Origin of the sequence: Corynebacterium sp. HMSC14B06 (genome assembly GCF_001807075.1) — a bacterium.
GTDB lineage: Bacteria > Actinomycetota > Actinomycetes > Mycobacteriales > Mycobacteriaceae > Corynebacterium > Corynebacterium jeikeium_D.
In genome coordinates, this window is the sequence record NZ_KV787371.1 from 18,875 (window position 1) to 35,839 (window position 16,965).

General features: G+C 58.6%; 15 protein-coding genes. 11 read left to right on the plus strand and 4 right to left on the minus strand.

The window, feature by feature from the left end:
• Positions 1-106: 106 nt before the first annotated feature.
• The 6 genes from HMPREF3130_RS05325 (at position 107) to HMPREF3130_RS05350 (ending at position 7,130) form a co-directional block, all read left to right on the plus strand.
• The gene (locus HMPREF3130_RS05325; protein ID WP_016422348.1) at positions 107-274 is read left to right on the plus strand and encodes an antitoxin; all 168 of its coding nucleotides are present in this window, start codon (positions 107-109) and stop codon (positions 272-274) included.
• Between the two features lie 250 nt (positions 275-524).
• Positions 525-1,514, plus strand: coding sequence for a FecCD family ABC transporter permease (locus HMPREF3130_RS05330; protein ID WP_231367182.1), 990 nt, complete (start codon positions 525-527; stop codon positions 1,512-1,514).
• On the plus strand, positions 1,511-2,371 hold the full coding sequence (locus tag HMPREF3130_RS05335; protein ID WP_070429476.1) for an ABC transporter ATP-binding protein: 861 nt from the start codon (positions 1,511-1,513) through the stop codon (positions 2,369-2,371). The genes HMPREF3130_RS05330 and HMPREF3130_RS05335 overlap by 4 nt, the downstream gene beginning before the upstream one ends.
• Positions 2,372-2,440: 69 nt before the next feature.
• Positions 2,441-3,466 (plus strand): ABC transporter substrate-binding protein, encoded by a 1,026-nt coding sequence (locus HMPREF3130_RS05340; protein ID WP_070429477.1) that lies wholly within the window; start codon positions 2,441-2,443, stop codon positions 3,464-3,466.
• Positions 3,467-3,583: 117 nt separating this feature from the next.
• Complete coding sequence (locus HMPREF3130_RS05345; protein ID WP_246815115.1) at positions 3,584-5,302, plus strand: ATP-binding cassette domain-containing protein; 1,719 nt, start codon at positions 3,584-3,586, stop codon at positions 5,300-5,302.
• A 1-nt stretch (position 5,303) separates the two neighbouring features.
• Positions 5,304-7,130 carry an amino acid ABC transporter ATP-binding/permease protein gene (locus HMPREF3130_RS05350; RefSeq protein WP_070429479.1) on the plus strand — a complete coding sequence of 609 codons (1,827 nt, stop codon included), beginning with the start codon at positions 5,304-5,306 and terminating at the stop codon, positions 7,128-7,130.
• A 7-nt stretch (positions 7,131-7,137) separates the two neighbouring features.
• Here HMPREF3130_RS05350 and HMPREF3130_RS05355 read toward each other — a convergent pair whose 3' ends face one another.
• From HMPREF3130_RS05355 to HMPREF3130_RS05365, 3 genes are all read right to left on the minus strand, one after another.
• Complete coding sequence (locus HMPREF3130_RS05355) at positions 7,138-7,782, minus strand: class I SAM-dependent methyltransferase (RefSeq protein WP_069359606.1); 645 nt, start codon at positions 7,780-7,782, stop codon at positions 7,138-7,140.
• A gap of 104 nt (positions 7,783-7,886) precedes the next feature.
• Complete coding sequence (locus HMPREF3130_RS05360) at positions 7,887-9,182, minus strand: alpha/beta fold hydrolase (RefSeq protein ID WP_070429480.1); 1,296 nt, start codon at positions 9,180-9,182, stop codon at positions 7,887-7,889.
• Between the two features lie 15 nt (positions 9,183-9,197).
• Entirely contained in the window at positions 9,198-10,292 is a 1,095-nt protein-coding gene (locus HMPREF3130_RS05365; protein WP_070429481.1) for a trimeric intracellular cation channel family protein, read from the minus strand.
• Between the two features lie 57 nt (positions 10,293-10,349).
• Here HMPREF3130_RS05365 and HMPREF3130_RS05370 point away from each other — a divergent pair, with 57 nt between their 5' ends.
• From HMPREF3130_RS05370 to HMPREF3130_RS05380, 3 genes are all read left to right on the plus strand, one after another.
• Positions 10,350-10,946 (plus strand): HD domain-containing protein, encoded by a 597-nt coding sequence (locus HMPREF3130_RS05370; protein ID WP_070429482.1) that lies wholly within the window; start codon positions 10,350-10,352, stop codon positions 10,944-10,946.
• 170 nt (positions 10,947-11,116) lie between these two features.
• Positions 11,117-12,151, plus strand: a complete 1,035-nt coding sequence (locus HMPREF3130_RS05375) for an NADP-dependent oxidoreductase (protein WP_016422338.1) — start codon at positions 11,117-11,119, stop codon at positions 12,149-12,151.
• Between the two features lie 29 nt (positions 12,152-12,180).
• The gene (locus HMPREF3130_RS05380; RefSeq protein ID WP_016422337.1) at positions 12,181-12,780 is read left to right on the plus strand and encodes an LURP-one-related/scramblase family protein; all 600 of its coding nucleotides are present in this window, start codon (positions 12,181-12,183) and stop codon (positions 12,778-12,780) included.
• A gap of 29 nt (positions 12,781-12,809) precedes the next feature.
• On the opposite strand, the gene HMPREF3130_RS05385 is transcribed toward HMPREF3130_RS05380, so the two are convergent.
• A complete protein-coding gene (locus HMPREF3130_RS05385) occupies positions 12,810-14,135 on the minus strand; it encodes an MFS transporter (RefSeq protein WP_222865698.1) in 1,326 nt (441 codons plus the stop codon).
• Between the two features lie 141 nt (positions 14,136-14,276).
• Between HMPREF3130_RS05385 and HMPREF3130_RS05390 the strand changes: the two genes are divergently transcribed.
• A complete protein-coding gene (locus HMPREF3130_RS05390) occupies positions 14,277-16,070 on the plus strand; it encodes an ABC-ATPase domain-containing protein (RefSeq protein ID WP_016422335.1) in 1,794 nt (597 codons plus the stop codon).
• 96 nt (positions 16,071-16,166) lie between these two features.
• Positions 16,167-16,955, plus strand: coding sequence for a MerR family transcriptional regulator (locus HMPREF3130_RS05395; RefSeq protein ID WP_070429483.1), 789 nt, complete (start codon positions 16,167-16,169; stop codon positions 16,953-16,955).
• Positions 16,956-16,965 lie beyond the last annotated feature (10 nt).

A 16,965-nucleotide genomic window follows, 5' to 3' on the forward strand; every position in this document is an offset into this window, starting at 1 on the left:
CGCTCCGTGAGTCCAAAACGGTCGCAACGTCGCCAATTCATCGGTACACTCTATGCCGCAAACGAAAAAACGCGAATAGACATTAAAAATGGAAGGAGTCTTCACCATGGGACTTATGGACAAGGCCAAGGAAGCACTGAGCAACGAAGAGAACACCGACAAGGTTCTGGACAAGGCTGAGCAGCTGGGCAAGGACAAGCTCGGCGAGGACAAGGCCGACCAGATCAAGAAGGTTCGCGACATGGCAGACGAGCGCCTGGGCGACAAGAAGTAAGCTACAGAGCTTCTTCACCCCGCATTAGCACCCTGTTTTCACAAGGGAGCTGGTGCGGGGTTTTGCTGTTCTTAGGGGACCCCACAGCCCCACCGACACGCCTTTATTGACAATTATTTTCAAATTGTCCATCATTAACCAAGTGAAAACTATTGTCGATAGAGCTTCTCTTCCGCACACTCGAAAACAAAAACTTCGAGCCCGGCTCTTCGGCTTTCTACTTTTCCTGGCCGTCCCCGCCACAATCCTCTTGGCGATCTCCATAGGCCCCGCGGGAACAGGTTTCAGCAACGGCATCGTCGCGCTGCTCACCCCGCTCATCAAGACGCTTTCCGACGACCTCCCGGCTCTCAACCACCTTCTGCCAGAGATATCCCCTGCCACGCAATCACTTGTCTGGAGCATCCGGCTGCCCCGTGTCCTCCTTGCTGGACTGGTCGGTGCCTCGCTCGCTGTCGCAGGTGCAACCATGCAGGCAGTTTTTCGCAATCCGCTGGCCGAACCCGGTGTTACCGGTGTCTCCTCCGGTGCAGCAGTGGTAGCCGTCATTCTCATCGTCACTGGCGTGGCCGCGAAAGCACCGTGGGTTCTTTCGGCTGGCGCATTCATAGGCGCGTTGCTGGCTGTCATATTTGTCCAAATCGTCGCCGGTCTCAATGGCGGCAGTGGAGCCACCCTGTTGCTCGTCGGTATTGCACTCAACGCGTTCCTCGGCGCAGTCATCTCCGCCACCATCGCGAACGCGCCACACAGCGATGACGCTCAACAGGCCATGTTCTGGCTCAACGGCGATTTAACTGCTTCGAATTGGCAGGACATTGCACTGGCAGTCGGCCCCATTACCGTCGGCACGGTTATCTTGATGATGCTCATTCCCGAACTCAACCTGTTCCTCCTCGGCGAAGAACAGGCCGCTGCCACTGGTATGCGCACAGTGTGGATCCGGCAACTGCTGCTCGCCCTGGCTGCGTTAGTCACGGCAGCGGGCGTCGCTGTCACTGGCGTTATTTCCTTTGTCGGATTGGTCGTCCCGCACCTGATTCGCCTTGCCATCGGCCCCGATCACCGCAGCCTGCTGCCCATTTCTATGTGCCTCGGCGCAGTGTTTCTCATTCTCGCCGACCTCGTCGCCCGCAGTCTCTTTTCCCCAGTTGCTCTGCAAACTGGCACAGTCACCGCGTTCCTTGGCGCACCGGCGCTACTCGCGTTGATTCTTCGGCAAGGTGGCCGCCAGTCATGAGTCAGCAGACACAAAACCTCAGCGACCACGTCACTAAGCCAGACGCCGATAGCACCGCGCTGCTGCGGGCTACCGACCTCAGTGTCGGTTACCGCAATCGGACCGTCGTAAGTGGCGTGAACCTCGCTATTCGACCTGGCGAGGTCCACGGCATCATCGGTTCCAATGGCACCGGAAAATCCTCCTTGCTCCGTGCTATGGCGGGCATTGTGCCACCGAGTTCGGGGCAGGTTGAGCTCCTCGGTGCGCCGCTGACGAAGCTTCGTGCCCACGAACGCGCCACCCGGTTGGCGTACCTGCCGCAGCACACACCGGCCGATGCCGCTATTGACGTTCGAACTGTCGTGGCACTCGGCAGGTACGCGCACCACCGTCGGCGTGACCGTTTCCGCAGCTCACTAAACTCCACGGATCACGATATCGTCGCTTACGCCCTCGACCGCGTTGGTGTCACCGCACTCGCCGACCGTCCCATCACGGCTCTGTCCGGCGGGCAGCGGCAATTGGTGTTCATCGCAAAACTATTGGCACAACAGGCCAAGGTCATGCTTTTCGACGAACCCACTGCGGCCTTGGACATCGGGTTTCAGCTGGAAATCCTCGAGCTCCTCGGCGAGCTTGCCGACGAGGGCCACGGTATCGGAGTCGTCCTTCATGACCTCAACCTCGCGGCCCGCAGCTGCCACCGGCTCAGTGTGATTCACAACGGCGGATTGGAAGTCACTGGTTCCGCCGAAGAAGTGCTGACGCCTCCCCGAATAGATGCGATTTATCGCATCGCCAGCGCTGTCGATACCGATCCACATACCGGTTCGGTGCGAGTGACGGCGTTGGCTCGGGCTCGCCCGGCTGACTGATTCCAGCTAGCACCAACGCAACCGAAAACTCCCCAACAATCAAAACTCAACACTCAAGGAAGTACTTTCGTGTTTTCACCAACTTCTCCTATCTCTGCCTTGAAGCGAAACTCTAAAAAGGCCGTCACTCTGCCGTTGATTGCAGCACTCCCCCTCGCTGCGGTGGTCGCTTGTTCTTCCTCGGAGGAGACGGCGCAGCAGTCGTCGTCAAGCGAAACTTCGACAAACCAGCAGGCGCAGTGGCCGCGTACTGTGACCGTCGGCGATCACGACGTTACGGTGCAGAGTCAGCCGAAGCGCATCGTTGCACTGTCGACCGAGGTTGCGGATCTGGCGTTGGAACTGGTTGGGCCAGAGCGTGTCGTAGCCGTGACGAAGAATGCGCTCGATGAGAGCTCGGGTAATCAGGTTGAGCTGGCGCGTCAGGTGCCTAACGCGATTGCCAACTCCACGAAGCCGGATCCGGAGCAGATTCTGTCCTATGAGCCGGACATGGTGTTGATGACCAGCCGCCATGATCAGGAGCAGTCGGCAAGTGAGCTGCTGGGTGCCAGCGATGTTCCGACCGCGGCGTTTGCCAGCAGTGATTTCGCCTCGCCGAAGGCGCTGGCAGAGTCGGTGACCAAACTCGGCAAGTTGCTCGGAGCCGAAGATAAGGCGGCCGAGATGGTTGCCAAGATTGAATCGGAAACCGAAGAGATTCTCTCGGAAATTGACTCCACAACTAAGCCAAAGACGCTGGTCCTGTTTGCCCGCGGTGGTCAGAAGATGATTATGGGCATGCAGTCGGCGACGCCGAATCTCGTTGAGCTGGCCGGTGGCGAGCCGATTTCGCCAAAGGGTAAGCGCCCGGGTGCCGTTCCCGCTGATCCGGAAACAATTGTGCAGCTGAATCCGGATGTCATTTTGATTCAGGATTTCCACGGCCAGGGCAAGGCTCCATTCCAGGAGTTGCTGGATAATCCGGCGCTTGCCGACGTCGCTGCGGTCAAGAATGATCGAGTGCAACTAATTGATGCGAAGACGACCTCTGGCACCGCCGGAATGCACATGCCCGATGGACTGCGTGAGATCGCTGACGCACTGGCTAAATAGAAAATAGGTTTTCACGTCGCTATGTGGATTCATGAAGCACTGACTTCCCCACCCCGCCGAATGCACTGGGTTTTGTTATCCAGCTGGGGGCGCAGCTTTTTCTTCGCTCTCAGCGCCGTGTCTCTTGGATACACGCTCGATGCTCTAAGCAGTTTGTACGGCGGTGTCGCAGACACCAGTGGCGGCAACTGGTTTGGGCAGTGGGGACTTCATGAATCCCTGTCCGCTGCAATTGTGGCGGTCATTCTGGGAAGCCTCTGTGCTTATGTCACCGAGGCATTGCCACCACGGCTTGCTGGCGAGCAGGAAAAGCTGTGGCGCTCACATGTGGTTGGCAGTGTGCTGAAGCCGGAGTTTTCCGCTCCTGAACAAGCCCCGAAGCACGCGCATGGAAGAGGGCACGGTGGCGGGAAATCCGGTCACTCACACCGAAGCGCGTCCAACACTGGCGAAGGCCTACTCTTCGATGCCGCGACCACAAGCGTCGAACAGACCGCGAACTACCGAGCGACATTTCTCGCTCCCACGTTGGCCTCGTTTAGTGCTCCACTGATCATTTTGGCGGTCTGGGCTTTGTGGGTGGATACGAAAACCGCCTTGTGGCTGGCACTATTTTTCATTTCCACGCCGCTGATCATTATTGGTGCGGGAAAGATTCTGCGGAAATCCAATGCGACGTATCGCCGAAAGCAAGCGAAGGCCACGCATGCCTACTTGGAGATGCTCGAAGGGCTGGGAACATTCAAAGTTCTTGGAGCAATTGATCGGGTCATGACGCGTTTTGCCAGCCAAACTCGCACCGCGATGGCTGAGCTCACCGCCCTACTCGCCCGCAATCAGCTGATGATTATTGTCAACGACGCGGTTTTTGGTATTGCAATGTCGACGACCGCAATCGGTCTTGTCTTGCTGCGTTTGCAGGCAGATGCAATCAGCGTTGGCACAGCTCTCGCAGGCGTTTTCCTATCCGTTCTGCTCTACGAGCCCGTCAATCGCGTCGGCCGCACTTTCTACATCGGACTCGGCGGGCGCACGCATCGAAACGGAATAGTGGAGGTATTCGGTGAGCCTGCCGCTAAAGCGTTCACAACCGGAACAGCGCATTCCGCCAAAGCCTCCGCACCGCACGCACCGGAGATTTCCCTCCGCGATGTGAGCGTTGACATCGGCGAAAAGCGCATTCTCTCCGATATCAACCTGACAATTCCAGCCGGCAGCAGAGTCGGCATCGTTGGCCCCAGCGGTTCCGGAAAGAGCACACTCCTGCGTGTACTCGCAGGCCTACAGCCGCATTCCGGGGAAGTCTGCCTTGACAGCCACGCGCTTTCAACCCCGGAGTTGCTCGCCAACTCGCTGCTCATCTCCCAGCAACCAGCCATCTTCGGCACCACCGTCGCGGACAATCTTCGCATCGCATGCTCGGACGCAACGGCCGTCGATATGCGAAAAGCACTTCGCGACGTGCACTTACTCACCGAAATCGAGCAGCGCCCTGGTGGTCTCGATTCGGAGGTCGGCGATCAGGGCAATTGGCTCTCAGGCGGGCAACGACGCCGCCTGGCCATTGCGCGTGGTCTGCTCGGTACTGCTCCGATTGTGCTTCTCGACGAGCCGACAGCGGACATCGATCGTCGGACGGAAGGTCTCATCAAGGAGTCCTTGACCCGCCTTGCTGAAGGACGAACGAGCATCATGGTCGCTCACCGCATGGAAGCGCTATCGGACGTTGATCTGGTCATTGTCGTCGCCGAAGGCCGGATCGTGGCTGCGGGCAAACCCGACCAACTGAGCACAAGCAATGAGTATTACGCACGAGCGCTGACCGAGGAGAGCTGACATGAACAACATCATCTGGTTGCTGCGCTTTTCCGCACAGGCTCGCGGAGCGCTCAGTGCATCTATCCTCGCACGCGTGGCTGGGCACATTCTGGGTGCATTGATGCTGGCTGTGCCCGCCTGGGCAATTGCCACAATTGCGCTGTCGAAGTGGGACGCAACCGACTCGTCGCAAAGCTTGAGCATGCAGTGGACGTGGGCGGTCATTGGCGTGGTTGCAGGGCTGGCGCTGTTGAAAGCGATTCTGCGGTATGTCGAGCAGTACCTCGGGCATCTGGCTGCGTTTCGGCTGCTCGGCGAGCTGCGGCTATGGATCGTCGAGCGTCTTATCCCGCAGGCGCCCGCGGTAACCGATGGGCTGGGTACTGCCAGGATTCACACAATTGCGATTCGTGATGTTGACCGAGTGGAAGTCTTCTTCGCGCACACAATTGCGCCCGCGGTGACGGCCGTACTGATTCCGCTGATGGCGGTCGTGACAGCGGCATCGACTGCCGGAGCCCTGCCTGCGATTGCTCTGACGCTGACCTTCGCGGTTGGCTTTGTGATTGCGCTCGCAGGCTCTAAGAAGGCGACGACGGAGGCTTCCGCAACGAACTCCACACGCACGGACATTGCGCAGTACATTGCCGATACGCTGCGCCTTCGGGAGGAAATCCTCATCTACGGCGCAGCCGAGCAGCGGCTGCGGGGATTGCGTGAGCTCGATGAACAGCTTGCTCAGAAAATGCGTGCAGGCGGCAAGCGGGCTGGACTGCGCTCTGGCGCGACCGGACTTCGGATTTGGGGTGGCAGCATTGCCGTCTTTTGTGCTGGTATCCCGGCGCTTTCAGCCGACTACCGTATGCTCCCTGCTGTTTTGGTGACGACGTCCCTGGTGGCGGGAACTGCTTCATCAATGGATTCGATCGAGCGCCTGGCATCTTCTCTGCCAGCGGGACTCAATGCAGTCACTCGGATCAGGGAGCTGGCCGCGCAGCCGCCGACTGTGGAAGAGCCGAAGCAGCCGGAGTCGCTGGACCTGCACCACGCGCAGACCGCGAGGGCCAACTCCGGCGACTCAGTCCCTGCCCTCGAACTGAGCGATGTCAGCTACCGCTACCCTGGCGCCGATAACCCTGCACTGACCAAGATCAATCTGCGCATTGCCTCAGGCCAGTTCATCGGTGTGGTCGGCCCAACTGGTTCGGGCAAGTCCACACTCTCCCGGCTAATCCAGCGGCATGTCGATCCGGATGTCGGCGAGGTCATCATCAATGGCCACAATGCCCGTGACCTCGGCTCAACCAATGTCTGCCGAACGGTTGTTGTCGCAGATCAGAATCCCTTTCTCATGGAGGCCACCATCGCTGAGAATCTATGTCTCGGCGCGCCTGATGGCTGCGAGGTTCCCGAATCACTGATGCACTGGGCGCTCGAACTCGCCGCCATCAACCCTGCTGAGATGCCGCTGGACAGGCCCATTGGCCGCCGCGCGCAGCGGCTCAGCGGTGGTCAGCGTCAACGTCTGGCGCTGGCCCGCACCTACTTACGCGCGGTACTAGCCGACGGCACTAAGCCCAATGACCTCGCTGCACACCTCGCCGGAAAGATTGTTATTTTCGACGAAGCCACCAGCCACCAGGATCCACTGACGCAGGCTCGTATCGTAGACAATGCCCGCGCATGTGGAGCGACCTGCATCTTTATTGCGCACCGACTTCAGACACTGGCCGAGGCCGATGACATCCTGGTCATCGAAAACGGCCAGCTCATCGAACGCGGCACGTATGACAACCTCCTCAACGCAGACGGCGCATTTGCTCGACTTGCGCGCGCCGAGGTCTAGGCTCCTTCTAGCTCTCCGCGCAGGTCTTCCGCAGCACCACCACGGTGTCGACAACGTTCTTGCCATCGATTTGCTTGACGACGTCACGCTGCGCCACCACCGCTTCGAGACTCTGCGGCTCGTGCGCAAAGAAATCAGTGACCTCATCCGCGCTGTAGAGCAGCTCGGGGTCTCCCGGGCCGTGGACTTCGTTGTCCGGATGGTGTGAGACTGAGACAAAGTAGCCACCCGGAGTGAGAGCCTCAGCGACGGCTCGCCAGAGGTTCTCCCTGTCCCTGCGCGGCAGGTGAATAAATGCGGCGACTACCAGCTCAAAGCTTCCTGCTTCCGGCTGCCAGTCTGTTAAGTCTTGCTGGACCAGGTTCGCAGAGAGCCCTTCAGCTGCCAACGCGGCTCCAGTGTGTTCGAGCCCGACGCTGGAGAAATCCATGCCGGTGACATCCCAGCCCTGGCTGGCTAACCACACCGTGTGACGGCCACGGCCACAGCCTAGGTCGAGCGCACGTGAGGGGTCGGAGAAACCTTTCCGGATTACCTCAACATGCTGCGCGATTGTCGGATTCGGTTCGCCGCCAAAGAAAGAGGGCGAACCGTCACTTGCGGCCTCGCGATCTGCGGTGAATTTCCCATCCCAGAACTCTGCTGTCGACATGCTCACCAGGATAGACGGCACCGAGAGGCAATGCTGGACTACATGAGGTTCTGCGGAGGTTTGAAGTTCTACGGGGAGAGAATCTCCACCGGCAAACTGGCATCCTAGTGATCCTCGACGAGCTCGCGGAGCCGCGCGAAGATGGCCGCGCCGTCGTGGCGAATACCGTCATGCTGGAATGCATTGGTCACATGTGGCCGCAGGTCCCGGTAGCAGTTGGCTGTCTCCATGGAGTACTCGAACGGCACGAAAATATCGTCGAGGTAAACCGCGGCTGCCGAGGTTGGGGCGTCGGCAAGCAAGCGTGCGGAATCATACGGCGAGCTTTCCCAGGTGTGCTGCGCAAATGCTTCCGCCTTTTCCTTGAAAGGAACGAGCGCGGGGTCCTCGTCGAATTGCCAGGGGAAAACGTGCTCACCGGTGAGGTAGAACGGCTCGTCTCCTGCAGGATTGGCCTTTTCTTCAAAACCTGGGATTTCCTCGCGAATACGGTGAGCTGCCCAATTAGTTGTGGGCTGGTTTCCGACGCCACCATAAATGGATTCGTGAATCGCGGCGTATAGCGGACCGTCGGCGAAACTCACGCGGGATCCGACATCGACTAGGAAATCAGTGCGCAATTGCTTTTCACCATTGCGAATGTGGAATGGCTCTTCCAACAAATACGCCAGATTGTGGAATCCATCTCCACGACCCAATTCAATTCCGATGGTTCGGAATCGGCGAGAACTCAGACGCTCACCTGTGGGAAGAGTTTCTGCAGATTGCTCCAGGTGCGCGCAGATTTCTCGAATGCGGTTTTCGGCCCACGGATACTCGCGATAAAAGCGCTCGTGGCGGGTGCGCAGCTTCCCATATGTCGTGCGATAAAGGTCATCAGCGCCACGGTCCAGAACGGGCAAACCACCTGTGAGGTAAGCGTGCTCCACGGATTTCGGATAGCGGCTGAGATACGAAGTAATGCAAAAACCACCAAAGGACTGCCCATACAGCGACCATTTCGCAATGCTCAAATGCTTTCGCAATGCTTCCGCGTCTTCGACGATGTATTCCTGACGCAATTGTGCAAGCCGCTCGGCCGGAATATCCGCAATATTGGCCGCATCAATTCGATGCGAGCGCCCCGTGCCACGTTGATCCAAAAGAATCACGCGGAATTCCTTCAGCGCTTCGCCAATTACCCCGCTTGCGCTCACTGGACGCGGTGCCGGGAAGCCTGGACCTCCCTGCAAATAGACAATTGCCGGCGCGTCCTCTTTTCCTGGCGCATAGATCTCCCTTGCGAAGAGCTCAAATGTCGCAGCATCCGCAGCCCCGGTAAAAGGATCCCAGGGAACCTCAAGGGCGTGTTCCTTAATAATGTGCCCAAAATGCCTGCTTGCAATACTCGTCGATGCCATGTCTCTACCGCTCCTCTAATCCCGCTGGTCGTATTTCTTCATTAGCTTTGCGACGAGCAAATCGGTCGCCTCATCGTCAGCAAGAATTTGATCCAACATCTCCCGGTATTCCCGCTGCCGCAGCGCAGTATCTTCCCCGTAATCGTCATAGGAATCGCCGGATAGGTCCACACCGAAGTTGGATTCATCGCTTTCGTCTTGCTCTGTCTCCTGTTGTGCCGACGGAACTTCCAGATCCGCTGGGAAGTCCGCATTGAACTCCTCCAGGAATTCCTCCGCGTTGGCCTCGGCGTCGGAACGCGACACTCCCCTATCAACCTCAGCCTGAATGCGACGCTGCAGCGCTTTTTCCATCTGTCGGTGACGCCAGCTGCGGAGGCGTGCGGGCTCGAAACGTCGACCAACCTCGCGGCTCTTGCCCTCTGCTCGACGTGCGAGGACCGCAATCTGCGCCGCGGTGTCGTTCAGTGGCGCCCACTCCGAGTGTGCCGACACTCGCCAATTACCCCAGTACCCCAGCAGCGACAGCAGAATGCTGACGACGGGACCAATGACCATGGACACGGCCATAAATCCCAAATGGTGGCCTCCGATGACAATGACCGCGCAAGCCACGGCCGGGATGACCGTGGGCTGGTTGCCGCCGAAAACAGCGGGTACTCGCCCGGTCACAATGTCGCGGATCATGGAACCACCAGTGGCGGTGAAAACGCCCATCATGATGCACGGCAGAATGGGCAGACCATACGTGACGCCTTTGACCGTTCCCGTAGCTGCCCAGAGTCCCGAGACCACAGCGTCACCGTGGACCTGAACGTATTCCCAGGTCTTTCCTTTGAAATAGAAAAATCGCGCAATGAGCGCACCAGTAAACGCCAGGATTAGGTACTCCGGCTGGCTCATTGCGGCGACGGTGCCCTGGTTAATCAGAACATCGCGAATCATGCCGCCGCCCAGTGCGGAGAACAGCGCAATAAAGAAGAACCCGATGATGTCGTAGCCTCGTTGCCGGGCGATGGTGCCACCAATGATGCCCATGAGCAGGACACCACTGACATCGGACCACCGGTACATCGACTCGATGAGCGGATCTACTTCTGCGACGTTCATGATGTTCAAGCTTAGACGCTGCTATTTTTCAAGCATCAACGAAAGGTCGGGATACCCATGGAAAACGCTGACACCTTTGCTTCGGCACGCCCTAGCGACAGGCTCATGCGCGGCATCGCTATCGCCTCTCGCGCGCACGATGGGCACTACCGAAAGGGCTCGGGCGTTCCCTATATCAGCCATCCGATGTCGGTGATGTTGATTGCGGCGAGCGTGACTAACGACGAAGACGTGCTGTTGGCAGCCCTCTTCCACGACATTTTGGAAGACGTGCCGGAAAACTACTCACGTGCCGAGATGGAAGATGAGTTCGGGCCTCGCGTGGTTGAGATCGTCGAGGGCGTCACCAAAGACTCTTCCCTGCCCTCGTGGCAGGAGCGTGCCGATGCCTACCTGGAGCAGCTTTCTCATGGCAGCGAGGAATCTGTCATCGTGGCCGCTGCGGATAAGTTCCACAATCTCAGCCAGACTCTGGAGGATTTAGACCGCGATGGCCACGCTCTGTGGGAACGCTTTCGTTCAACTCCGAGCCAGCAACTGTGGTGGTACACAAGCGTCCGCAACGTGATCGCCGAACGACTGCCCGGCATGCCTCTGCTGGACGATTTGGACGTTCTAATTGAGCGCCTCGATTCCTGGGTACAAGCGGCATAACCTGCGTTTTTCCAATCGCTTTAAGTTATAAAAACATGTCTAGGCATAGCCTGAACCACTCCGGCAACGGTACAGTGGCAGCCTACGTGGCTCGGATATCTATCACGATATAGAGGCCACGCAACAACAATCTGACAATAGATCCAGGAATACGCAACAGGAGAAAAACAGTGACTTCCACTGATGCATCGTCCACAACCGAACTGCCCACCACCACTCAGCAGTGGGTTCTAGCTTCCCGACCGACCGGCCTGCCGACTGACGAGAATTTCCGCCTCGAGACCGTCGATTTGCCAGAGCTTAACGACGGCGACATTTTGGTAGCCAACTCGGTCGCTACCGTCGATCCCTACATGCGTGGCCGTATGAACGACACCAAGTCGTACGTTCCTCCTTTTCAGCTTGACCAGCCAATGACTGGCGGCGCTGTGGGCACTGTCCTTGCGTCCAAGTCGGATAAGTTCCAGGTTGGCGACGCTGTCCGCCACTCTTATGGCTGGCAGACCAATGCTGTTATTGCCGATTCCGAGGCAACACCGGTTGACCTGAACGTTGCACCGGCTGCTGCCTACCTGGGCATCCTTGGTCTTACTGGCCTTACTGCTTACGTTGGCCTGACTGCTGTCGGAGAGATGAAGGAAGGCGACGTCGTCTTTATCTCTGGCGCTGCTGGTGCGGTCGGCTCGGCTGCTGGTCAGTTTGCCAAGCAGATGGGCGCATCCCGTGTCATTGGTTCCGCCGGCTCGGACGAAAAGGTTGAGCGCCTACTCGAACTCGGCTTTGATGCCGCCTTCAACTACAACGACGGCCCGGTTGCAGAACAGCTGGCACAGGCAGCGCCGGAGGGCATCGACTTCTACTTCGACAACGTCGGTGGCGACCATCTCGAGGCAGCCATCGGCGCGATGCGCACCTTTGGCCGCGTTGCTATGTGTGGCGCAATCTCCCAGTACAACAACACTGGAGCGCCGACCGGACCACGTAACTTGGCTCTGGCGATTGGCAAGTGCATTACGCTGCGCGGCTTCGTCTTGGGCAAGTACCTGCACCTGGCAGGTGAATTCCAGGAGCGAATGGCTCCGCTGGTCGTCAGCGGTAAGGTCGCCTACGATGTCACCACTCGCCACGGTATCGAGAACATGCCAGCTGCATTCCTCGAACTGTTTAGCGGAGGCAATACCGGCAAGATGGTCGTAGAGTTCTAAATAACTGTCATCGAGTTTGGAGCTAATTCGTGAACACACAGAAACCTCGACTGCTTACGACCGACACACTGCTGATTCAAGAAACACGCAACGTTATGCGCAGTGAATACTCCATTTTCGATGACAACGGCACCCAGATTGCCCAAATTGCCCAAGCGGGATCACTGGGTCGCCGCATGTTGGGCATCGGTGTCAAGTACGACATCTTCGATGTGGACGAGGATGGCAAAGAGGGCGACAAGCTCCTCACCATCACCGACCCCGCGAACGTTTTCGGCGACACATACAAGGTTCTCACACCCAACGGCGCTAAGATCGCCACAGCCAAGACCAAACGATTCAGCCTAAAATCACGGCTAACTTTGTCCGTCAAAGGGCTTTCCGACGTCGATGTTGACGGCGGCTTCCGCGGTAAAAATTACGCACTGACCAGCAAGGGACGCCCGATTGCGAAGATTGACCGGAAGTACCGTGGTCTCAAAGGCGCTATTACCGGCAAGGACACGTACGCTCTGCATTTGGAGCCGAACTTGAACGAGGAAACGCGGGCTGCGGTGATCGGTACTGCGCTGGTTATTGACATTGTCAGGCGCAAGAACGATGAGGCTGTAGCGGTTAGTGTGAGCTAGTGCTTCCGCCTTGTTAAAGAACTGCCCTGCTAAGGCGTCACCTTGTGCGGCGCCGAGACTTCCTTCAGCCTGCTGGACATAGCGACACCAACCAGTCCCATTAGTGCCAGGAAGATTAAAGCTGCCGCAGGGCCGAAGCTGGCGATAACACCCGAAAGCGCACCGACGATGAGCAGGACAACGCCCATGATGGTGTTGGCTGCTCCGACATACTCGGTGCGCTTGTCGCCTTCTGCCATGTCCACAACATAGGTCGAACGAGCCACGCGAACACCGGCGTGGACGACGGACATCGCGAAGAAGCCGAGCGGGAAAATCCAAGCGTTCGCACCGGCGGAAAGCCAGTGAGCACTTGCGACCAACAAAAAGAGAACAATAGAACCGACCAGCGAAGAGTAGGTCAACACCTTCTTCGAGGATTTATCCGACCAGATTCCGGCGACTTTTCCACCAACCAAAGAGGCGAAGCCTGCGGCGAGCATGAAGATACCGACATTGGCGCTTACTCCCCCGCCGCTACCGTCAGAGGCTTCCAGATCAGCTCCCACCTGTGCACTTAGGGTTACGATGAACGACGTGGATAATGCTGTGACCAGCAACAAACTACGGACGATCACAAAGTCGCGGAAGTTCTTATCCTCTTTAAAGAGCCGCCAGGTGTCCTGCCACCAGGTTTTATTCGGTTCTTCCTTGTCCCCCTCGTTGGTGGGCTCAACAATCCCACGGAAAATCAAAACTGCTGCTACCCACGACAGTGCCGCAACAAAGATGAGCCCCGCCACGATTGGTTTGGTGACGTTGTCGCGGATAATCCACAACACTGCACCAACAATAATTGCGGCGACACCGCCCAACATCGCAGCTCGGCCACTAATCTGCCCGCGCTGCCCCTTCGGAATCGTGCGGCCCTGGACATCCTTTGAGGCCATCGAGCACAGGGCTCGGGCCGTCGCAAAGCCTGCAAGCGCGACGATGACAGCGACGCCGAGCGCGGTGCCTTCTAGGAACAACGCAGCCAGACCAATCAGCGCTGCTGCGATGGCTTGCCCCAAAGCACCAGCGATCCAGACGGTTGTGCGGCGCGGGCGAGATTTCACCCAAGGTGTGAGGGCGGCCTGCGGAAGCATCGAACCGGACTCGCGCACCGGCACAAGCATGGCGATGAAGAAGCCCGGCGCGCCAGCCGAATGCAGCAGCCATGGCAGCAGCGTCTTGGCCGCAACAATCTGGTCGCCGATATTCTGTAGTCCGTTCGCCCAGACGTAGCGCTTGGCATTCGCGCGGGCGTGTTTTTGCACCGACTCTGGGTTGTTCCCTGCGTCCGTGGGTTTGTCAGCTTCCGAGCTATCAGTCATGCCTCTCACGCTACCTTCCTGCAGCAACGGCGCTACCGCACACGGTCATTTGCCCCAGGCCGTTCCAGGAGCGAATCGCGCTGTCTCATCTGCCGCTACACTCGCGGGAAGAGCACCCAACTTCTCAACGAAAGTAGAAATATGCCCGCTGACCTTTATCGACGTCTCTCCAACCTCGATGGCAAGAGCTACGGCGCATACAAATCTCTTCGTGGCTCCCACGACCTGCCGGATCTGGACGCGACGCTGTTTGTCGACAAGGTCCAATCCGACCCTTACGCTCCAGCATCACGGGCACGCGTCCACATTCCGCTGTCAGTGCTGGACTATCGCGGAGCCTCCCGCTCACAACCCGGCAGGTTCAGCACGGCAGAGCTCGATTTGTTGAACCGCAGCCTCGTGCGAGCTTTTAAGAAGTATGGCCGCGGGCTGTTTATCGATTCTCCGGGGCAGCAGGTCTTGCGCCGAACAGCTGTCGCTGAGCTCCGTGGGGATGCGCACGACGTCGATAAGCATGATGATGCCCTCCAGATCTGCCTGGAAATCCAGCTGCCCGCCCGCGGCCGGCGCATTCTCGGGCGTGAGGCGGCGCGCTTGATCTGTGAGGATTTGTTGGACGCGCTTGACGACGCCATTGTAAACGCACCCATCGATGCGCTCGAGGCAGCCGCGGAATTGGAGTATGACCAGCTCTTTTTGCGCCGTGCGGTAGCGGACGCGGACCTGATTGGGTTTGTGACAGACGGGTCGGTGTTGCCCCGTCAGGCGGGCAATAGCCAGCTGCCGAAGCCCGGCGCGACTGCGTTTACCTCGCCGGAATCGTTGCAGCACAGTTTTCAGTTGCCGTCGGGTAAAATGGTGCACGGCATGGGCATTCCGCGGGGCGTGACGTTGATTGTCGGCGGTGGCTACCACGGCAAGTCCACGCTACTGTCCTCCCTGGTCACTGGCGTGTATGACCATGTCGCTGGCGACGGCCGCGAGTTTGTGGTCGCTGACGAGACTGCGGTTGCGCTGCGTGCCGAGGACGGCCGGGCCATCACTGGTGTGGATATCTCGCCGTTTATCAACGGTCTTCCCTCCGGTGATGACACGACCCGGTTTTCCACGGCGAACGCGTCGGGGTCGACCTCCCAAGCTGCGGGTCTGATGGAGGCGCTGGGTTCCGGTGCGCGCGTGTTGCTCATCGATGAGGACACCTCCGCAACTAACTTCATGATTCGTGATGAGCGCATGCGCCGACTCATCCCCGATGACCGGGAGCCGATTACTCCACTGGTCGCACGGGTCCGCGAGCTCTGGGAGGACCACGGGATCTCCACGGTCATCGTCGCTGGTGGTTCTGGTGCGTTCATCGATGTCGCGGACACCGTGATTGCTATGGATGCGTACACGCCTTACGACGTCACCGAGCGCGCCCGTGAGCTCCGAGAATCTGCCACTCCGGCTGCACCTTCGCCAGCTTTTGCGCAGATCGGTGAGCGTTTTCTGCAGGCTGACTTCCCTGCCGGTGAGAGCCGTGGTGGACATGGTGGTCGTGGTGGTCATGGGCATGGCAGTCGCGGTGGGCGCGGTGGTCGTGGCAGTCGCGGCGGGCGCGGTAGCGGCGCGAAACCGCCTAAGCCACCGCGTGCTCGTTGCCTCGAACTGATTCAGGTGGGCAAGGACAATCTTGACCTGCGCGCTGTCGGCCAATTGATGGATTCCTCCCAAACAGAAGCCATTGCCCGGATTCTGGGCGCCGTTGTAAAGCAGCTCGATGGACGTACTGACCTCACCGAGCTAATTCAGCGTGAGTACTACAACTTTTGTCATTCGCTCTTCGACGCGGCAGCTGCGTCTACCAATTCTGGTCATCTGGCGGAGCCTCGTTTCCAGGAGGTTGTGGCGGCAATCAACAGGCTTCGGCTCTTGCGGTCGGGCCCCGCAGATTGACAGTCGCGGGAACGGCACACCTACGGCTGCCGCAACTAACTTCTTCGACGGATTTCGGCGTCGGGTCTTGACCTTGACGCGACGTCAAACAGAAAGATGATTCCCGTGAGCAACAACGACAACGAGTACACCATCGGCGAGGCAGCCGAGCTCCTGGGCGTTACCACGCGCACGCTGCGACATTGGGATGCCATCGGGCTGCTCAGCCCGCAGTATCGCACGTGGTCCGACTACCGCCTCTACACCGATGAGGACATCGACACCGCGCTGGAGATCCTGGTCTATCGCGCCGCTGGTGTGCCGTTGAAGACTATCGAGGAGTTCATTCACGGCGATTCCTCCCCGAGAAGTCGGAAAGATCGTTTGCTCGCTCAGCGAACTGTTCTCACAGAGAAGATCGCTGACCTGCACCACATGGTGCAGTCTCTGGACAAACTGATTGAGGAAGGACACACAATGGAAGCAAAGACGAAGGCAGAGCTCTTGGGCCGCGATTGGCAGAATCTAGAAGCCGAAGCTGAGGAACGCTGGGGCGACACCACCGAGTGGGAGCAATCCCAGCAGGCTCAGGAAAAGATGGACGACAGCGACTGGGCCGCTCTTGAGGCAGAGGCTAAGGATTTTGCCGATGCGCTTGCCGACGCTGCTGAGCGACACGTGGAGCCAGGTTCCGAAGAGGCGGCCGAGCTAGTTGACCGTCACTTGGCCTCTATTACCCGCTTCTACGAGGCCGGTCGAGAAAAGCAGATTCTGCTGGCTCGCATGTACGTCGCTGATTCCCGGTTTGACCGGTATTACCGCGGCAATGCTGGCTACCTGCTGGAGTTGATTGAAGCTCAGGCCCGTAAGGAAGGTATTGACCCGGCAAGTGCCGAGTGGCGGTAGGTAGCGCTAG